14 protein-coding genes and 1 tRNA gene are annotated in these 15718 nt (G+C 52.1%); 5 read left to right on the forward strand and 10 right to left on the reverse strand.

Annotated features, from left to right (window positions below; translation table 11 throughout):
* Positions 1 to 472: 472 nt before the first annotated feature.
* From ENTCL_RS13665 to ENTCL_RS13685, 5 genes are all read right to left on the reverse strand, one after another.
* Complete coding sequence (locus ENTCL_RS13665) at positions 473 to 1435, reverse strand: fimbrial protein (protein ID WP_013366730.1); 963 nt, start codon at positions 1433 to 1435, stop codon at positions 473 to 475.
* Between the two features lie 13 nt (positions 1436 to 1448).
* Positions 1449 to 3935: a fimbrial biogenesis outer membrane usher protein gene (locus ENTCL_RS13670; protein ID WP_013366731.1), complete on the reverse strand. Its 2487-nt coding sequence runs from the start codon at positions 3933 to 3935 to the stop codon at positions 1449 to 1451.
* Positions 3936 to 3947: 12 nt separating this feature from the next.
* Positions 3948 to 4631 (reverse strand): fimbria/pilus periplasmic chaperone, encoded by a 684-nt coding sequence (locus ENTCL_RS13675; protein ID WP_013366732.1) that lies wholly within the window; start codon positions 4629 to 4631, stop codon positions 3948 to 3950.
* Between the two features lie 48 nt (positions 4632 to 4679).
* Positions 4680 to 5237: a fimbrial protein gene (locus ENTCL_RS22425; RefSeq protein WP_013366733.1), complete on the reverse strand. Its 558-nt coding sequence runs from the start codon at positions 5235 to 5237 to the stop codon at positions 4680 to 4682.
* A gap of 273 nt (positions 5238 to 5510) precedes the next feature.
* Positions 5511 to 6416 carry a LysR family transcriptional regulator gene (locus tag ENTCL_RS13685; protein WP_044611975.1) on the reverse strand — a complete coding sequence of 302 codons (906 nt, stop codon included), beginning with the start codon at positions 6414 to 6416 and terminating at the stop codon, positions 5511 to 5513.
* A 113-nt stretch (positions 6417 to 6529) separates the two neighbouring features.
* On the opposite strand from ENTCL_RS13685, the gene ENTCL_RS13690 reads away from it, so the two are divergent.
* From ENTCL_RS13690 to ENTCL_RS13700, 3 genes are all read left to right on the forward strand, one after another.
* Positions 6530 to 7390 carry a pirin family protein gene (locus ENTCL_RS13690; RefSeq protein ID WP_013366735.1) on the forward strand — a complete coding sequence of 287 codons (861 nt, stop codon included), beginning with the start codon at positions 6530 to 6532 and terminating at the stop codon, positions 7388 to 7390.
* Positions 7391 to 7409: 19 nt separating this feature from the next.
* On the forward strand, positions 7410 to 8087 hold the full coding sequence (locus ENTCL_RS13695) for an isochorismatase family protein (protein WP_013366736.1): 678 nt from the start codon (positions 7410 to 7412) through the stop codon (positions 8085 to 8087).
* A gap of 147 nt (positions 8088 to 8234) precedes the next feature.
* Positions 8235 to 8322 (forward strand) — tRNA-Ser (locus ENTCL_RS13700).
* A 510-nt stretch (positions 8323 to 8832) separates the two neighbouring features.
* Here the strand turns inward: ENTCL_RS13700 and phoH are convergent.
* Complete coding sequence (gene phoH / locus ENTCL_RS13705; RefSeq protein WP_013366737.1) at positions 8833 to 9621, reverse strand: phosphate starvation-inducible protein PhoH; 789 nt, start codon at positions 9619 to 9621, stop codon at positions 8833 to 8835.
* A gap of 1091 nt (positions 9622 to 10712) precedes the next feature.
* On the opposite strand from phoH, the gene ENTCL_RS23060 reads away from it, so the two are divergent.
* Complete coding sequence (locus ENTCL_RS23060) at positions 10713 to 11417, forward strand: outer membrane protein (protein ID WP_013366738.1); 705 nt, start codon at positions 10713 to 10715, stop codon at positions 11415 to 11417.
* Between the two features lie 94 nt (positions 11418 to 11511).
* Here ENTCL_RS23060 and ENTCL_RS13710 read toward each other — a convergent pair whose 3' ends face one another.
* From ENTCL_RS13710 to efeU, 4 genes are all read right to left on the reverse strand, one after another.
* Entirely contained in the window at positions 11512 to 11862 is a 351-nt protein-coding gene (locus ENTCL_RS13710; protein WP_125451947.1) for a hypothetical protein, read from the reverse strand.
* Positions 11863 to 12167: 305 nt separating this feature from the next.
* The gene (gene efeB / locus ENTCL_RS13715; protein ID WP_013366740.1) at positions 12168 to 13451 is read right to left on the reverse strand and encodes an iron uptake transporter deferrochelatase/peroxidase subunit; all 1284 of its coding nucleotides are present in this window, start codon (positions 13449 to 13451) and stop codon (positions 12168 to 12170) included.
* 5 nt (positions 13452 to 13456) lie between these two features.
* The gene (gene efeO, locus ENTCL_RS13720) at positions 13457 to 14584 is read right to left on the reverse strand and encodes an iron uptake system protein EfeO (RefSeq protein ID WP_013366741.1); all 1128 of its coding nucleotides are present in this window, start codon (positions 14582 to 14584) and stop codon (positions 13457 to 13459) included.
* 55 nt (positions 14585 to 14639) lie between these two features.
* Positions 14640 to 15473, reverse strand: a complete 834-nt coding sequence (efeU, locus tag ENTCL_RS13725) for an iron uptake transporter permease EfeU (protein WP_013366742.1) — start codon at positions 15471 to 15473, stop codon at positions 14640 to 14642.
* Here efeU and ENTCL_RS23745 point away from each other — a divergent pair.
* Positions 15472 to 15690 carry a hypothetical protein gene (locus ENTCL_RS23745; protein WP_125451945.1) on the forward strand — a complete coding sequence of 73 codons (219 nt, stop codon included), beginning with the start codon at positions 15472 to 15474 and terminating at the stop codon, positions 15688 to 15690. The two genes, efeU and ENTCL_RS23745, sit on opposite strands and share 2 nt — an antisense overlap.
* The last annotated feature ends 28 nt before the right edge of the window (positions 15691 to 15718 follow it).

Below are 15718 nucleotides of genomic sequence, written 5' to 3' on the forward strand. Positions count from 1 at the left end.
CGCATGTTGCACACCCCAGGGGGATGAGAAGCCCCGACCGGGGGTCGACAACTGGCGACTGCCAGTTGGACAGACTGTGAGCGCAGCGAGCAGGCTGCCCGAAGGGCGAGCGCAGCGAGTCAATCCCCCCCTCACCGCCATATTTGAAGAAGAGCTCGTACGCAAGTACGAGCTTTTTTTTCGCATGTTGCACACCCCAGGGGGATGAGAAGCCCCGACCGGGGGTCGACAACTGGCGACTGCCAGTTGGACAGACGGTGAGCGCAGCGAGCAGGCTGCCCGCAGGGCGAGCGCAGCGAGTCAATCCCCCCCTCACCGCCATATTTGAAGAAGAGCTCGTACGTAAGTACGGGCTTTTTTTTCGCATGTTGCACTACATCATCAGGGAAAAGTGACGCTTGGCAATACCGGATAAAACGGAAGGGGGGTGTTCCGCTACCTCCCTTCTTTATCCTGTCACCAGATGCTGTTATCAGTTGTACACCACAATCACCTTCGTTTTACTTTCAATCGTCCCGCTGGTCACCTTGCTGCCATACGCTTTGGGCCGAATAAAAAGAGTGACAGGCACCGTCCCCTCGCGCACGTCGGTGAGCTTGTAGAGCGCACCAGAACCGAATCGTAGCGGACCGGCGCGATCCAGCGAAATCTCGAAACCCACCTCGCCCGCACCGCCAGGAAGCTTTTCGTCAAAATTCTGTAGCACGGAGGTGCCGGAAACGAGGCCGAAAGTATCGTCAAAGTAGTACTGAACGTCCCCCGTCTGCAAATTCAGATCCCCCCTGCCCTGATTTTTACACTGAAACTCAATGTTTTTCTGTGCATACTCCGTCCTGTTATGAACAATATCAAGAAGCTGATAGGTTCCCATTTCGACAGTCTGATCGTTAAATCCGCAGGTCATTATCTTGATAAGCAGCGTAATATTTAATGTATAGCTAACAGTGATACTCACATCGTGACCGCTGCTATTATGGTGTTCTCTGACCACCAGATCATAGTTTAGTGAAAACGGGGTCCCCAGATTTATCAACGTTCCACCGCTTAACGACGATATCTCCTGGATCCTGTATTCTAGCTTCATATTCGTTGCTGATATAAGATCGCTCAGCAGGAAATTCCCCAGTTTCCCCAATGCCTGTTCGCTATTCGAAACTGAGGAGAACGTAATAGAATAATACTTATCGCCAAGCGCAAAGATAAAAATCTTGCTTTCCATCACCCCTGCATTAACAAACAACGAAGTATTCGGTGCGCCAGGGCATTCCAGCGCGGCGCCTTGCGACCTGATGCCGCTTAAGATCAGGCTGTCTGTATATTGCGTAGGATTGAGGCTGTAACTCCCCATTTTTGCGTCTGTATTACCTACTTTGCAATCCGCCGCCTGCACAATAAACGCGCACAAATTTAATACTAGCAGAGCTATCCATTTCATCGTCATTATCCTTTTATTCGCAGATATACGTTTTACTTTCATCGATTACTTTTTTAAACGTAATCGTGCAGTAATAACCTTGTTGCTTATTAACCGGGACGCTTAACGATGCAGGAACAGCATCTGTACGGATAAAGAGCACGCTGCCCTGGCCTACCAGCCCCACGTTTTGCCCCTGACCGTCTTCAACCTCATAACCGAAGGTGAGCGGTGTGCCATCAGGTCTTCGCGCCCTGATAAGCCACGGTTTTCGCGCATCGGTATCAAAGCGCGTCAACACAACCGCGCCGCGGTATGGAGCCACGTTTTTACGATTGCCCTGCAGTTCTGTATCGCTTTCAGAATGGGAGGCGTCCAGCGTCAGGTGGTTGTCCCGGTAGGGAATAAGGCTGTCATACACCACGGTACCCTGCTGGTTAGTGGTACGATGTTTTTGCCCGTTAACATGAGCATCTTCAAGACCGGGCGCCTGCAATATGGCAAATGTTTCAGATAATCGATTAGCCAGATTAACGCCGCCAGACCACAGCACGACGCCACCAGAAAGGCTGCCGCTGGCCTGGGTATATTTTGATGACTGGCTATAGCTGCCGTTCAGCGTCACAAAGGGTAAATTCCACGTCAGGTTTGTCCCCGCGGTGGTCTCATTATTCTGCTGCTGATGGCTGAAGTTGACGCCATAATTAAACTGATCGCGGTTTCCTGCCGTACCATACAGGCTAGTATTGTTAGAAGCATAACCATCATTATCAAAAGTCGTCGAGTTTGAAATATTGATATGACGACGTGGTGATGTAATATTGTCCCCCCAATAAAATGGGATAGAGAAAAAGATATTAAAGCGCTTATCCTCATGATGATCTTCATCATAGGTCTGACTAGCCGACAGCGTATAGCTAATACGCTGCCAGCTATTTGAATAGCTAAACTGATAATCCTTACTGCTCCCCCCGTGCTCCCAATAGTCTCGCCAGAGGGCGCTGAGTGAAAACGACCCCCACCCCTCCGGTAGCGCCTGGTTAATGTTTGCCGAAATACTATTCTTACGACCGAAATCGTAGGTGTAGTAATCCGCAATATCATAAGTATCATTGTCATCGCGATGATAATTATTTTTATTGTTGGCCCATACATGATCGTTAAAGGTGCGGTAATCGCGGGATGAGTAACGATAAGCCGCCAGACCAAAACGGGTGCGAGTCTGGGTCACATACTTGTTATAGGCAACCTGGTAGCTCTGGCCATCAAAGACATCGCCATTATCCTGCTTACTGTGGGATTGCGTGGCATCAACGGAAATGGCGCCAATGCGCGTATTCCAACCGGTACCCAGAGTAAACGCGTTATAATGGTCGGCAATCATTGCGCCGCCATACAGCGTCAGCAGGTTATTCAATCCATACTGGTAGCTCACCTGCATAAAGTCACTCTGATTTTCAGCACCCTCAATATGGCTACGCCCGGCCGCAAAATCATATTTCGACACACCTGGCTGCAGCATGTTGGGCACGGAGGCGTAAGGCACCAGGTAGGTGGTCACCGTACCATCAGCTTCCCGAATACTGACATCCAGATCGGCGCCACCGCCCGCCAGCTGCAAATCGGCAATCGAGAAAGGCCCTGGGGGAACCTCTTTCTGGTAGACGATAAAGCCGTTCTGTTCGATAGTGACCAGCGCGTTACTCTGCGCTATCCCCTGGACTAATGGGGTAAAGTTCTGCTTTGAGTTTGGCAACATCTGCATGTCGCGGTACAGGCGTACGCCGCGAAAACGTACAGCGTCAAAAATATCTGACGAGGTATACATATCCCCGGCCCGAAGCGTACCGAGAATCTCCGCGATACCGCGCTCCAGATAAAGGGTATTACTCTTCCAGTCGCCGCTGCTGTCATCAGTTTTGTTATATGTCACATCGGAATGCAGCTGCCAGCCCAACAGATTCAACCCGCTGGTAAAGCGGGCATAGGTGCTTTTACTGTTGCCGGAGTCTTTATAATCGCTGTAATACTGGCTGGCATAATACGAGGTATAAAGCGCATTGACGCCACGATCCCAGTTTTCCGGAGCTACGTAGCCATTTTCCAGCTCATGAACATAGGCCTGAGGGACATGCAGGTCGAGACGAAACGTACTGATGTCAAATGCATAACGTCCACCCTGCACCAATGATTTTAATGGAATACACGCCTTTGGACCTGTCATTTTAAATGCCGCCGTTTTGATCCCCAACTGCTCGGCGGCATCAACAGGTAAACAGGTTTGATCCAGGTTGCCTTCTACATCAACATCATATTTCCCACGCCATTTATTATTGACATAGATATCCAGATCGTAGGTTCCCGGCAGAGGATGATTATCAGCGAAACGAAAGCTGGAGGATTTTTCACCCTGCATGCCTCCGGGCATAAAATTCGTGTCATAGGTTTCATCGGCACCTATCACATCACCAGAAAACAATAATAATAAGATCGCCGAAGCGAGCGGTGTCATCCTTAACATAACCGACTCCTGTTATTTCACGCTTATGTTATCGCTAATATAATTTCCGTAGTCGTCAATAATCGTCATGTTATATATCCGGGCACCGGTATTTTTTAATGAAATATTCTGAGTGGATAATGGTGCAACCATGATGCTGGCATGGTTTACTTTAGCACCGTTCATTTTAATCGTAGTAACAGTGATCCAGTTTGCTGTATCATTTTTAATTGTCACGTGCTTACCGTTTTGTGCCAAACTAATCTGTTGGAAACTATAATTATTGACGGCGGCGATACCTTTAGGTCTATAGAACAGCTTAATCCGGCTTTGCATGGCAAACTTTAGCGCATTCTTCCCGTCATGCTCCGGATGATTTGGTGGGATATCCAACACATTCAGATAGAACAAACTTTCTTTGTTGTCCGGTAACGCATTTGGCATTTTTTTAATTTTCAACTGCTGCCCGGAGTCCCCCGCGACTTTTACTACCGGCGGCGTCAGCAGAAAGGGAACGTGAATCTTTTCTGGCGGTAGCGATGTATTGCCGTCATCAATCCATGACTGCACCAGCGAAGCGCGCTTTCCCTGATTCATCAGTTGAACAATAATCTCTTTCTTTTCGGCGGGATAAATAACGCGAGTTCCATAAATCACCACGCCAGCCTGGGCGGGCAGTATTACGGATGATAGAAGTAACGCAATGAATCCTTTCATTTTTTGTACCTTCTAAAGTATCGGCAGCCGTAGCTGCCGATTTTTTGTTTAATCAGAGCTAACTTCTAATCTTACCGTCGCGATCACATCCCCTTGGGTGGTCTCATCCCCATTCCTGGCGTAGTGAACGGTAAGGGGAATTTGATACTCCTGACCACCCACCAGCTCGTTCCCAGGTATAGTGATGGCGTTCAGCGCGTTATTGACCACCTGGCCGCCTCCGGTGCCGGTCAACATAAAGCCAACTTTCTGCGGGCTGGTTGGCGCTGTATTCTGATTAGCGATGAAACCATTATCATCCATACTCGGTGAAACAATACGCACATTCACATGGTCATTCACTGTTACCGTCGGGCAAGTAATCGTCAGTAATTTTGTTTCTTCGCTATTTTTTGCAATAGCGGAATTTATGACTTCATTATTAATGTCATTAATCGAGATTTGTTTTAAGATAACAGTCTCTTCACTCTTTCCGTCGACAAAAGTACATGGGTTACCGACAACGGCACCTTTTATCGTTAATACCCCTGTCTCTTGCGCAGCAAATGCACCCACGCTGGCGAAAACAGCAGACAATACCGCAGCCGCAACGATTGCACGTTTCATATCATTATCCTTAATAAGATGAGTTCCATTCATTAAGAGTTGCTTAACTCTTGATAAGAAAAATCTCATAAATAATGGATTACTGCAACGTGCAACATATTATTTATTGATTTAAAACAATCTCACCCCTGCAATATATTTCCGAAAAATGAATGGAAAGCAATGTATTCGTGAAGATAATCAATCCCCGTTAATAACCACCAGCCAATTTCATCGTATTAATAATACATTTCACCGACGGACGTATTATTTCATATATAAACTTCGCAGAAACTAGTCCTCAGTCATCTTCTGATATTCCTCCGTCAGGAAGTCAACCAGCGCCCTCACCGCGGGCAATAAGCCACGCCGCGAAGGATATACTGCATGTATCACTTCACGTCTCGGCTCCCATGCTTTCAGCACCGCCCGCAGTTCGCCGCGGGCCAGCTGTTCGCGCACCATCAGTAACGGCAGCTGCACGATGCCGATTCCCGCTATCGCCGCTTCACGCAGGGCCAGCATGTCCGTCGTCACCAGACGCGGGGTAAAATGCACCTCCGCACGTGCGCCATCGGGCCCATGCAGCGCCCACTGATGGAGATGCTTTCCCGCTGCGATGCTCAGCCCCGGCCACCGGCCCAGCTCCGCCGGGGAAGAAGGTTCCCCCATGGCGGCGATTAATGACGGGCTGGCCACCAGGCAATGGGCGCGATCGGCCAGTACGCGCATGACCAGATCGCTGTCATCAAACGGCCTCGGACGCACGCGGATAGCAACATCGACGCCTTCCGCGACGACATCCACCCGCCGGTTCGTCGCCTCAAGCTGTAGGTTTACGCCAGGATACTGCGCCAGAAATTTAGCCAGCATCGCGCCTACGTGTACGTGCAACAGCGTCACCGGACAGGTGAGCTTCACGGTCCCTCGCGGTTCCGCCTGCAGCGCGGCGATAGCCTCCTGGGCCGCGTCGGCTTCAATCATCATCGCCTTACAGTGCTGGTAGAACGTCTGCCCGACCTCGGTCACGCTAAACTGCCGGGTCGTACGCTGAATTAACCGTACGCCTAATCGCTCTTCGAGCTGCGCAATGCGGCGACTTAGCCTGGACTTGGGCACGTCGAGCGCCCTCCCGGCGGCGGCAAAACCGCCGTGGTCCACCACCTGTACAAACCACGCGAAATCATTGAGATCCTGCATCATCGCCAGTCGTCCTATTTTTAGAACAGTGAATGTCATTTTCACTATCTTTTCACAAATTAGATCTGAATATAAGCTAATTCACATCAGAGTTAATCACGCAGGAGAACTCCATGAAACAGATTACTGGTGTTTATACCGCTCCCCGCCCGCACTGGGTCGGCGACGGTTTTCCGGTTCGTTCGCTGTTTTCGTATCAGACGCACGGTGAACAGCTCAGCCCCTTCCTGCTGCTCGACTTCGCCGGTCCGTACACCTTTCCGGCAGACGGCGCAAAACGCGGCGTTGGCGAACATCCGCACCGCGGTTTTGAAACCGTCACGCTGGTCTATGCTGGCGAGGTTGAACATCGGGACTCGACCGGCAAAGGCGGCGTAATCGGCCCCGGCGATGTGCAGTGGATGACCGCAGGTGCCGGGATCCTGCACGAAGAGTTCCATTCCGCAGATTTCGCCCGTCGCGGCGGCGAACTGAAGATGATGCAGCTGTGGGTCAACCTGCCCGCCAAAGACAAGATGGCGGCGCCAGGCTACCAGAGCATCACCGATGCCAGCATCCCGCGCGTCGACCTGCCGGAGAACAGCGGCACACTTCGGGTTATCGCCGGACGGTACGGCGATATCCGCGGTCCAGCGCATACCTGGTCGCCGATGAACGTCTGGGACATGCGCCTGACGCAGGGCCATGAAGTCTCCCTGACGCAGCCGGAGGGCTGGAGCACCGCGCTGGTGGTAATGGAAGGGAGCGTCGTGGTGAACGGTACAACGACGGCCAATGAGGCGCAGCTTGTCGTCCTCAGCCAGCATGGGGAGACGCTGCATCTGCAGGCCAGCGCTGACGCCAGCATCCTGCTGCTTGCCGGGGAACCGTTGAACGACCCCATTGTGGGCTATGGCCCCTTTGTGATGACCAGCAAAACCGAAATCGCTGAAGCCATTCGTGATTTCAATTCCGGCCGATTCGGTCAGATCTGAGACTCAACAGGAGAATATGATGTCTAATCCAGCCAACTTTAACGGCGCTCGTCCGGTGATTGATGTAAATGACGCCGCGATGCTGCTTATCGATCACCAGAGCGGTTTGTTTCAAACCGTAGGCGATATGCCGATGCCGGAGCTGCGCGCCCGCGCGGCGGCGCTGGCAAAAATGGCGACGCTTGCCGGGATGCCGGTGATCACCACCGCTTCTGTGCCGCAGGGGCCAAACGGCCCGCTGATTCCGGAGATTCATGCCAACGCGCCGCATGCGCAGTACGTCGCGCGCAGAGGCGAAATCAACGCCTGGGATAACCCGGAGTTTGTGGCTGCGGTAAAAGCCACAGGGCGCAAAACGCTGATTATCGCCGGCACCATCACCAGCGTCTGCATGGCGTTCCCTTCCATCAGCGCGGTAGCGGAAGGTTATAAGGTTTTTGCGGTCATTGACGCCTCCGGCACCTACAGCAAAATGGCGCAGGAAATTACCCTGGCGCGTGTGGTGCAGGCAGGCGTCGTGCCGATGGATACCGCCGCCGTCGCCTCTGAGCTGCAGGGAACCTGGAACCGTGAAGACGCCGCCGAGTGGGCCGCTGTCTATACCCAGATTTTCCCGGCCTATCAGCTGCTGATCGAAAGCTACAGCAAAGCGCAGGACGTGGTTAAAAACAGCGAAACGCTCGATTCCCGGCGTTAATTCATCGCCCTGCCCGACGATTCGGGCAGGGAATGATTATTGCTTAACCGAATGATACGGAAAGCTGAAAATATGCTTGACCGTTTTCATGCAACTCCCTATAGTAGCGCCCCGTTGCCCCCCAAGAGGACGGCAGCGATACAATATGGTGAGGTGTCCGAGTGGCTGAAGGAGCACGCCTGGAAAGTGTGTATACGGCAACGTATCGGGGGTTCGAATCCCCCCCTCACCGCCATATTTGAAGAAGAGCTCGTACGCAAGTAGGGGCTTTTTTTTTCGCATGTTGCACACCCCTGGGGGGATGAGAAGCCCCGACCGGGGGTCGACAACTGGCGACTGCCAGTTGGACAGACTGTGAGCGCAGCGAGCAGGCTGCCCGCAGGGCGAGCGCAGCGAGTCAATCCCCCCCTCACCGCCATATTTGAAGAAGAGCTCGTACGCAAGTAGGGGCTTTTTTTTTCGCATGTTGCACACCCCTGGGGGGATGAGAAGCCCCGACCGGGGGTCGACAACTGGCGACTGCCAGTTGGACAGACTGTGAGCGCAGCGAGCAGGCTGCCCGCAGGGCGAGCGCAGCGAGTCAATCCCCCCCTCACCGCCATATTTGAAGAAGAGCTCGTACGCAAGTACGAGCTTTTTTTTCGCATGTTACACAAGAAACCCGACCGGGGGTCGACCGCCAGTCAATCCCCCTTACCAAAAGCAAAGCCCGGTCTCCCGGGCTTTGTCAGCAACAGCATTAACCTCAGTTGTACGCATGGAGCGTCCGCTGGCACAGCGCCGAGCGCACGCAATCCTCTTTCGTGAAGCGGACAATTCCCACCATCTCATCTTCCTCAAAGCGCGCCAGCGCATCGCTTAAGCCGGACTGTACTCCTCTCGGCAGGTCGCACTGGGTGATATCGCCGTTAACGATGACCGTCACGTTTTCCCCGAGGCGCGTCAGGAACATCTTCATTTGCGCAGCGGTCACGTTCTGGGCCTCGTCAAGAATCACGACCGCATTTTCAAATGTACGTCCGCGCATATAGGCGAACGGCGCGATTTCCACCTTGCCAATTTCCGGGCGCAGGCAGTACTGCATAAAAGACGCGCCTAAGCGTTTTACCAGAACGTCATAGACAGGCCGGAAGTACGGCGCGAATTTCTCGGACATGTCACCGGGCAGGAAACCGAGATCCTCATCGGCCTGCAGCACCGGACGGGTCACGATAATCCTTTCCACATCCTTATGAATCAGCGCCTCGGCGGCTTTCGCCGCGCTGATCCAGGTTTTACCGCACCCCGCCTCGCCGGTGGCGAAAATAAGCGATTTACTCTCGATAGCATTCAGGTAGTGCGCCTGAGCGTCATTGCGCGCTGCAATTGGAGAATTATCACGGCTGTCCCGCGCCATGCCAATTGCTTCTACGCCACTCATCTGCACAAGCGAGGTGACCGATTCTTCTTCACGTTGCTTGTGGCTCCGTGAATCCCGTCTCAGCACACGTTTTGCTTCGCGACGAGCTTTGATCACTGCTTTTTGTCTTCCCATGGATAGCACCTTGAGTTGTTGGTCTACATGACACGTGCGCAAATCAGCACGTTGATGAGCACGAACGTCTGAGGTTTGGCTTCCTTGTAAGCCATTGCTTGCCTGTTGAAATGACGCAACGATGCGCGATAGCACACCGCGCATCACGTCGGTGAACTCGTTAGCTGCCGTAATCTGGGGAAATTTTGTGGTGAAGAAATTGCTGCCGGAGGTCGGTCCTCCGCGCTGAGGAGTGCGGTTGTTTGTTATTCTCTGTCCAGTACAGGACGCTACCATTAGCGATCTCCATAGTGAAACATCATCACTGCCGGGAACTACCGCTTATGTAATAATTACACCAAAAATTAGCATTGATGCAACAATTTTTTTACCTAAACGTAACGTCTGGTTTCCCGCTCAGTCGGGAGTAGCATCTGACAGAAATATTACAGAATTATGATGGCGCTTTTCAAGCCTGCCAGAAAACACATAGTTACTTAAAAAACAATGTATTATAAAAATCTGCTATAAACAACAAGAGAGGGTAGAGAACATTTTTTAGCCCAGCACAGGAGTGCCGTCGACAGACGTTATCACCAATGACAGTGCAGGCTTCTTATAAAACCGGGAGCCGCATTGAACAAACGCGGCGACTCTGTTACCAAATCCATCTACAGCCAGTATGTTGGATACTACACATAACGCGATGAGCAAATGATTGCGCAATCATATCCCACAATTTAGATAGAATACGAACTACCAATCAACAATCCCGCACAGGCGATGACTCCATCACCAATTATTAGCAACGGTACTTTTCCGGAATAGATTTATCTATAGTTCTCATCTAAAAAATATTCGTACGGTTTTTAGGTATCAATTTATCTGTGCACATTTTCAGCTACGCATCCAAAAGACTCCAGTAAATCGCGAAGTAGTATATCGGATTAATTTTAATCATATAACCACTGGTATTAAACAATTTATTTTTGAACCCTGGAAAATTTGACAGTAAAAAGAAACAATGAGCTAATATGATTACAACATTAGCCAACAGTATTAGTTACACTATTTTACCGAGATCCTTTATCTCACTACATGGATAGAAATAAATGCGCAAAACAACTTTAGCTATTTCACTGCTTATTTTTTCCTCTATAGCATCAGCAGAAACTACAAAACCTTTTGATGGTTGGTATGTCGGTGGTAACTTTGGTTACGGTAGCGGAACCAATCATGATGTTTATGTAGTACCCGGGAATGCCGAGGCATCAGGGACGCCACGTGATATTGACGGAACAATTGGCGGCATTCAGGCGGGGCATTACTGGCAATTGGATAATAATATTGTTTTAGGAGTTGAAACAGGTTGGCAGGCTGCTAATATTAGCGGTGGCATCAGCAATGCTGAATCAATTTCAGAATACTATGATCAAATTGAAATTAATCAGGCCTTCAATTTAAATTTTAAAGCCGGTTATGCTATTGAGAACTGGCTTATTTACACTACCGCCGGATTAACAGTTGCCTCTATGGATTATGCACGCGGTTGTTACTCCGATCCAACCACAACCATTAAAGACTGCTTAGACCCGTATGATGCAACAGCCGATGGCACTCGCGTTGGATATAATGTTGGTGCTGGCGTAGAATGGAAATTTAACAATAGTTTTTCAGCCGCTCTTGAGTATAAATACACAGATTTAGGTGAAAGTGATGCATGGTTAGCCAGCGATGCAAACACATTAAATGATAGTTATGCTCGTTATAAAACTGATTATCAAGAAATTACATTCAGAATTAACTATCATTTCTAACTTGTACGTCATCCAGAGCGCGCCAGCCAGTAAACTGGCGCGTTTTCATTGTTCTTCATCCCCTTCGATAACAAAAATCTTGAGAGTAGTGTTCTCAAATATACTGCTCTATTTTTTTTATTAATCCTTCATACCACTCATTTTCAAACCGCCGCTGAGCATCCTGTGCCTCTTTATCACGCAGGATACGCTGATCTTTATCGAGCTTTAGCTGACTGATCTTATGTTCTGGTGATATTTCCGGCTCAATATGGACAACTTCTTTTGTTTTTTCAACGATGGTTTCAGCATCGACTTTCTGGCTTACCTGACCTAGCTTTTGCTGAAGTTCGAGGATGTCATTCCTGATTCTTTTTTCGATGTTCATCAATGAGTTAATGACACCCATTATCAAAAAAATAGAGAGTGCATTTAATATTAACAAAATAATTAAAGTGGTACTCATTGTGATTTTACCGTTGTATTTGTTTAATAATAAATTAATAGCGATGGTCCCCGAATACCGCATCACTGCCAGTATGATACGGCCGACCGACGAATTTACCTCCGGGGAACCCCCTGCGTCAATTCCGGCGCTGAATCAGTTTGGGGGATGTCTGGTATAGAAATCTTATTAGAACAGCGGCAAGACGGGCATGCGATCGCATTTCTGCGCCAGAAATTTATTTAAAAATTTTTGACCAAACAAAAATATCGTCATGTCTTGATTATTATGAAATAAGCGCCTGCCCTGGCGGGCAGGACGCTGAATCAGGCCTCCAGCAACGCCTGAGCAAGGTAGCGGGTGTTATCTTTTACGCCCGGTAAAACAAAGAAATAACCTCCGCCAACCGGCTTGATGTACTCTTCAAGCGCTTCGCCATTGAGACGCTTCTGCACCGTCAGGAACCCCTTTTCGAGGTCGTGCTGATAGCACACGAACAGCAGCCCCATCTCCAGCTGTCCGGCGTTGTTGACGCCGAGCGAATAGCTGTAGCCGCGGCGCATCATCAGGCTGGACTGCGTTTCCGGGGTACGCGGATTGGCCAGGCGAATATGGCTGTCGAGCGCAATAACGTCGCCATTCGGGTCGCTGGCGTAATCCGGTACGTCGTGCTCGTGCTGCATGCCGAGCGGCGCGCCGCTGTGCTTGTCGCGGCCAAAAATGGTCTGCTGCTCCTTAAGCGGCGTGCGGTCCCAGAACTCGACGCGAAACTGGATGATCCGCACGGCCTGATAGGAGCCGCCCACCGTCCAGGCCGGTTCGCCCTGCTCCGGCGTGACCCACACGACCTCATTCATCAGCGCGGTATCGCCGCTGTCCGGGTTAGCCGTTCCGTCCTTAAAACCAAGCAGGTTGACCGGCGTCTCCTTGCCTTTGCTGCGCGCGGCGTGATCGGAAATAAACCCTTCCCGCTTCCAGCGAACGCTCAGCAGATCCGGCGAGTGCTTGATAATGTCGCGCAGGGCGTGGATCACCGTGTCCTGCGAATTGGCGCAAATCTGCAGCAGCAGGTCGCCGTGACACAGCGCGGCATCCAGCGCGTCGTTAGGAAACTTCGTCATCCGCTGCAGCTTTTTCGGCGCTTTATCCGCCAGGCCAAAACGCTCGTCAAACAGCGAATGCCCCAGCGACACGGTGACCGTCAGGTTATCCGGCGCAATATACGGGCCGAGAATGCCGGAATCCAGCGGCGGCAGGCGCGGGTTCGGCGTATCAGGCGCCGGGCCGCCGTGGGTCAGAAACGCAATACGCCCGGTCAGCAGGCGAAACAGCCGCTCGAGGTCGGCCCGGTCGCTCGCCAGCACATCAAACGCCACGACCATCATTGCCGCCTGCTGCGGCGTCAGAACGCCCGCCTGATGCTGGCCGTAAAACGGTTGGGCCTCCATCCGCATATCGGTGGCGGTACTGTCCGCCGGGCGCGATGGTTTTGCCGCATGGGCCACCGGGCAGCCGCCCGAAATGGCTAGCGCACCGCCCAGCGCGCCGATGCTTTTCAGTAAGCGACGGCGTGAAGGTTCGTTCACGCCGTCCTGTTTTTGCTCTGTCATAGCGCTTAGTCCAGACCCAGGATCCCGCGCAGCTGCGCCAGATCTTCCGCCAGCGTGGTGATCGGCCCTTTCAGCGCGTTGCGGTCGGCGTCGGTCAGCTTATCGTAGGTTTCAAAACCGTCTTTAGTGCGGTATTTCGCCAGAATTGCGTCCACTTTCTTGAAGTTAGCGTCCACCTTCGCGAGCAGCGCGCCGTTGTCCTTTTGCAGCTGCGGACGCAGCAGGTCGACTATCTTCTGCGCGCCATCGACGTTGGCCTGGAAGTCCCACAGGTCGGTGTGGCTGTAGCGATCTTCTTCACCGCTGATCTTGCTGGCCGCAACCTCTTCAATCAGGCCCGCCGCGCCGCCGACCACTTTTGACGGCGGGAACGCCAGCTCGCTGATGCGTTTTTGCAGTTCCAGTACGTCGCTATTCAGCTGGTCGGCGTAGGGACCCATCTCTTTGGTGGTGTTATCGCCAAACAGCGCTTTCTCCAGGCGGTGGAAACCGGTGAATTTCGGATCGGCGGCTTTTTTCTCGTAGTCGTCTTCGCGGGCGTCGATGCTGCTGTCGAGGTCGGCAAACAGCTCGGCGACCGGTTCGATACGCTCGTAGTACTGGCGCGTCGGCGCATAGAGGGATTTGGCTTTTTCAAGGTCGCCCGCCTTCACGGCGGCGGTAAACGCCTGGGTGCTTTTCACCAGCTCAGCCGTCTGCACGCTGACCCAGGCTTTGTACTGGGTGATGGCATCGCCAAGAACCAGCACCGCATCCGCTTTCGCCGCATCGGCCGTCGCCTCGCCTTTTACCGTCAGCTTGCCTTTCGGATTCGTCAGCAGGCCGCAGGTCATCTCATAGTCGCCAGGCTGAAGGTTAGCGGTCAGCTTCTGGGTAAAGCCCGGGGCGATGTTCTCGCGCTCTTCGACGACCATTACGCCCTTAAGGATCTCCCATTCGAGGGCTTTCTGGCTGTGGTTCTGAATAATGAACTGGGTTTTACCTGAGTTCACGGTGATGCTCATCGGCTCGCACTGCTTGTCGTTTACCGTGATTTTCACCTGCGGAATATCGGCCGCTTGCGCGCAGAAGGCGGAAGAGAACAGCGCAGCAATGCCCAGCTGCAGCGCGCTACGGCGGAAGTTAATCGTCATGACTCATCCCTTTAAAAAGTAGGTTGTAACCAAACGGAAAATTATGGGGTCGTTGTTAGGGCGCCGAGCGCGACGGCGCGGTCGCGACGCGCGGGGGCATCGCGAACAGCACCAGCGCCGGAATCAGATAAATAAAGTACATCGCCACTTCGCTAACGCTCGGGGCTTCCTGGTAGCCCAGAATCCCCTCCAGCAGCGTACCGAGCAGCGTATGGGTGGAAAGCACATTGCTGAAGTCGAACGCCACGTCCTGGAAGTGATTCCACAGCCCCGCCTCGTGAAATGCGCGAATCGCCCCGGCCGCAAGCCCGGCCGCGACGAACAGGATGAACAGGCTGGTCCACTTAAAGAAGGCGCCCAGATTGAGGCGCACGCCGCCCCAGTAGAGCAGAAAACCGAGCACCACCGCCGTCGCCAGCCCCAGCATCGCCCCCAGCGGCGGCCAGATGCCGAGATCCTGCTGGAAGGCCGCCAGCAGGAAGAACACCGACTCCAGCCCCTCGCGCGCCACGGCGAAAAAGACCATCAGAATCAGCGCCCAGCCGTGGCTGCTGCCTTTTTGCAGCGCGTTATCCACCGCCTGCTCCAGCTGCTGCTTCACGTTACGGGACACTTTACGCATCCAGAACACCATCCAGGTCAGGATGAATACCGCAATGACCGCGACGATCCCTTCAAACAGCTCCTGCTGCTTTTGCGGAAACTCGCCGGTCGTCTCATTAATGAATAAGCCCAGGCCCAGGCACAACGCGGCGGCGAAGAACACGCCGACCCACATGACGCCAATCCAGCGGCCCCGCTGCGTACGCTTCAGGTAGCTGGCAATGAGGCTGACGATCAGTGCGGCCTCAAGGCCTTCACGTAACATAATGAGAAATGGAACAAACATGCCGGACATCCTTAATGTGAATCGCCGTCAACCGGTGCAAAGATACGTAAATGTGATTGATAGTGATTATCATTATGATGACGAGAAACACAAGCGAAATGTGCAGAGAATGATGACAGGATGTAAAAAAACCTTAACAACACAATGGATTAGCCAACCGTCGGTCGACCGTCTTTTTTCATCCTCCCCATTTACCCGCTCTGCGGGCTATGGCTAAATAGGCGGTTTGTTTACCTGTGAAATTA

Source organism: [Enterobacter] lignolyticus SCF1 (genome assembly GCF_000164865.1).
GTDB classification, from domain to species: Bacteria; Pseudomonadota; Gammaproteobacteria; order Enterobacterales; family Enterobacteriaceae; genus Enterobacter_B; species Enterobacter_B lignolyticus.

Bases quoted from the DNA above. Each gene is read 5' to 3' on its own strand.
- ENTCL_RS23745 (WP_125451945.1), top strand. From the start codon at position 15,472: ATGCCGGACATCCTTAATGTGAATCGCCGTCAACCGGTGCAAAGATAC.
- ENTCL_RS22425 (WP_013366733.1), bottom strand. From the start codon at position 5,237: ATGAAACGTGCAATCGTTGCGGCTGCGGTATTGTCTGCTGTTTTCGCC.
- ENTCL_RS13675 (WP_013366732.1), bottom strand. From the start codon at position 4,631: ATGAAAGGATTCATTGCGTTACTTCTATCATCCGTAATACTGCCCGCC.
- efeO (WP_013366741.1), bottom strand. From the start codon at position 14,584: ATGACGATTAACTTCCGCCGTAGCGCGCTGCAGCTGGGCATTGCTGCG.
- ENTCL_RS13670 (WP_013366731.1), bottom strand. From the start codon at position 3,935: ATGTTAAGGATGACACCGCTCGCTTCGGCGATCTTATTATTATTGTTT.
- ENTCL_RS23060 (WP_013366738.1), top strand. From the start codon at position 10,713: ATGCGCAAAACAACTTTAGCTATTTCACTGCTTATTTTTTCCTCTATA.
- ENTCL_RS13665 (WP_013366730.1), bottom strand. From the start codon at position 1,435: ATGAAATGGATAGCTCTGCTAGTATTAAATTTGTGCGCGTTTATTGTG.
- efeU (WP_013366742.1), bottom strand. From the start codon at position 15,473: ATGTTTGTTCCATTTCTCATTATGTTACGTGAAGGCCTTGAGGCCGCA.
- ENTCL_RS13690 (WP_013366735.1), top strand. From the start codon at position 6,530: ATGAAACAGATTACTGGTGTTTATACCGCTCCCCGCCCGCACTGGGTC.
- phoH (WP_013366737.1), bottom strand. From the start codon at position 9,621: ATGGGAAGACAAAAAGCAGTGATCAAAGCTCGTCGCGAAGCAAAACGT.
- ENTCL_RS13685 (WP_044611975.1), bottom strand. From the start codon at position 6,416: ATGCAGGATCTCAATGATTTCGCGTGGTTTGTACAGGTGGTGGACCAC.
- efeB (WP_013366740.1), bottom strand. From the start codon at position 13,451: ATGACAGAGCAAAAACAGGACGGCGTGAACGAACCTTCACGCCGTCGC.
- ENTCL_RS13695 (WP_013366736.1), top strand. From the start codon at position 7,410: ATGTCTAATCCAGCCAACTTTAACGGCGCTCGTCCGGTGATTGATGTA.
- ENTCL_RS13710 (WP_125451947.1), bottom strand. From the start codon at position 11,862: ATGAGTACCACTTTAATTATTTTGTTAATATTAAATGCACTCTCTATT.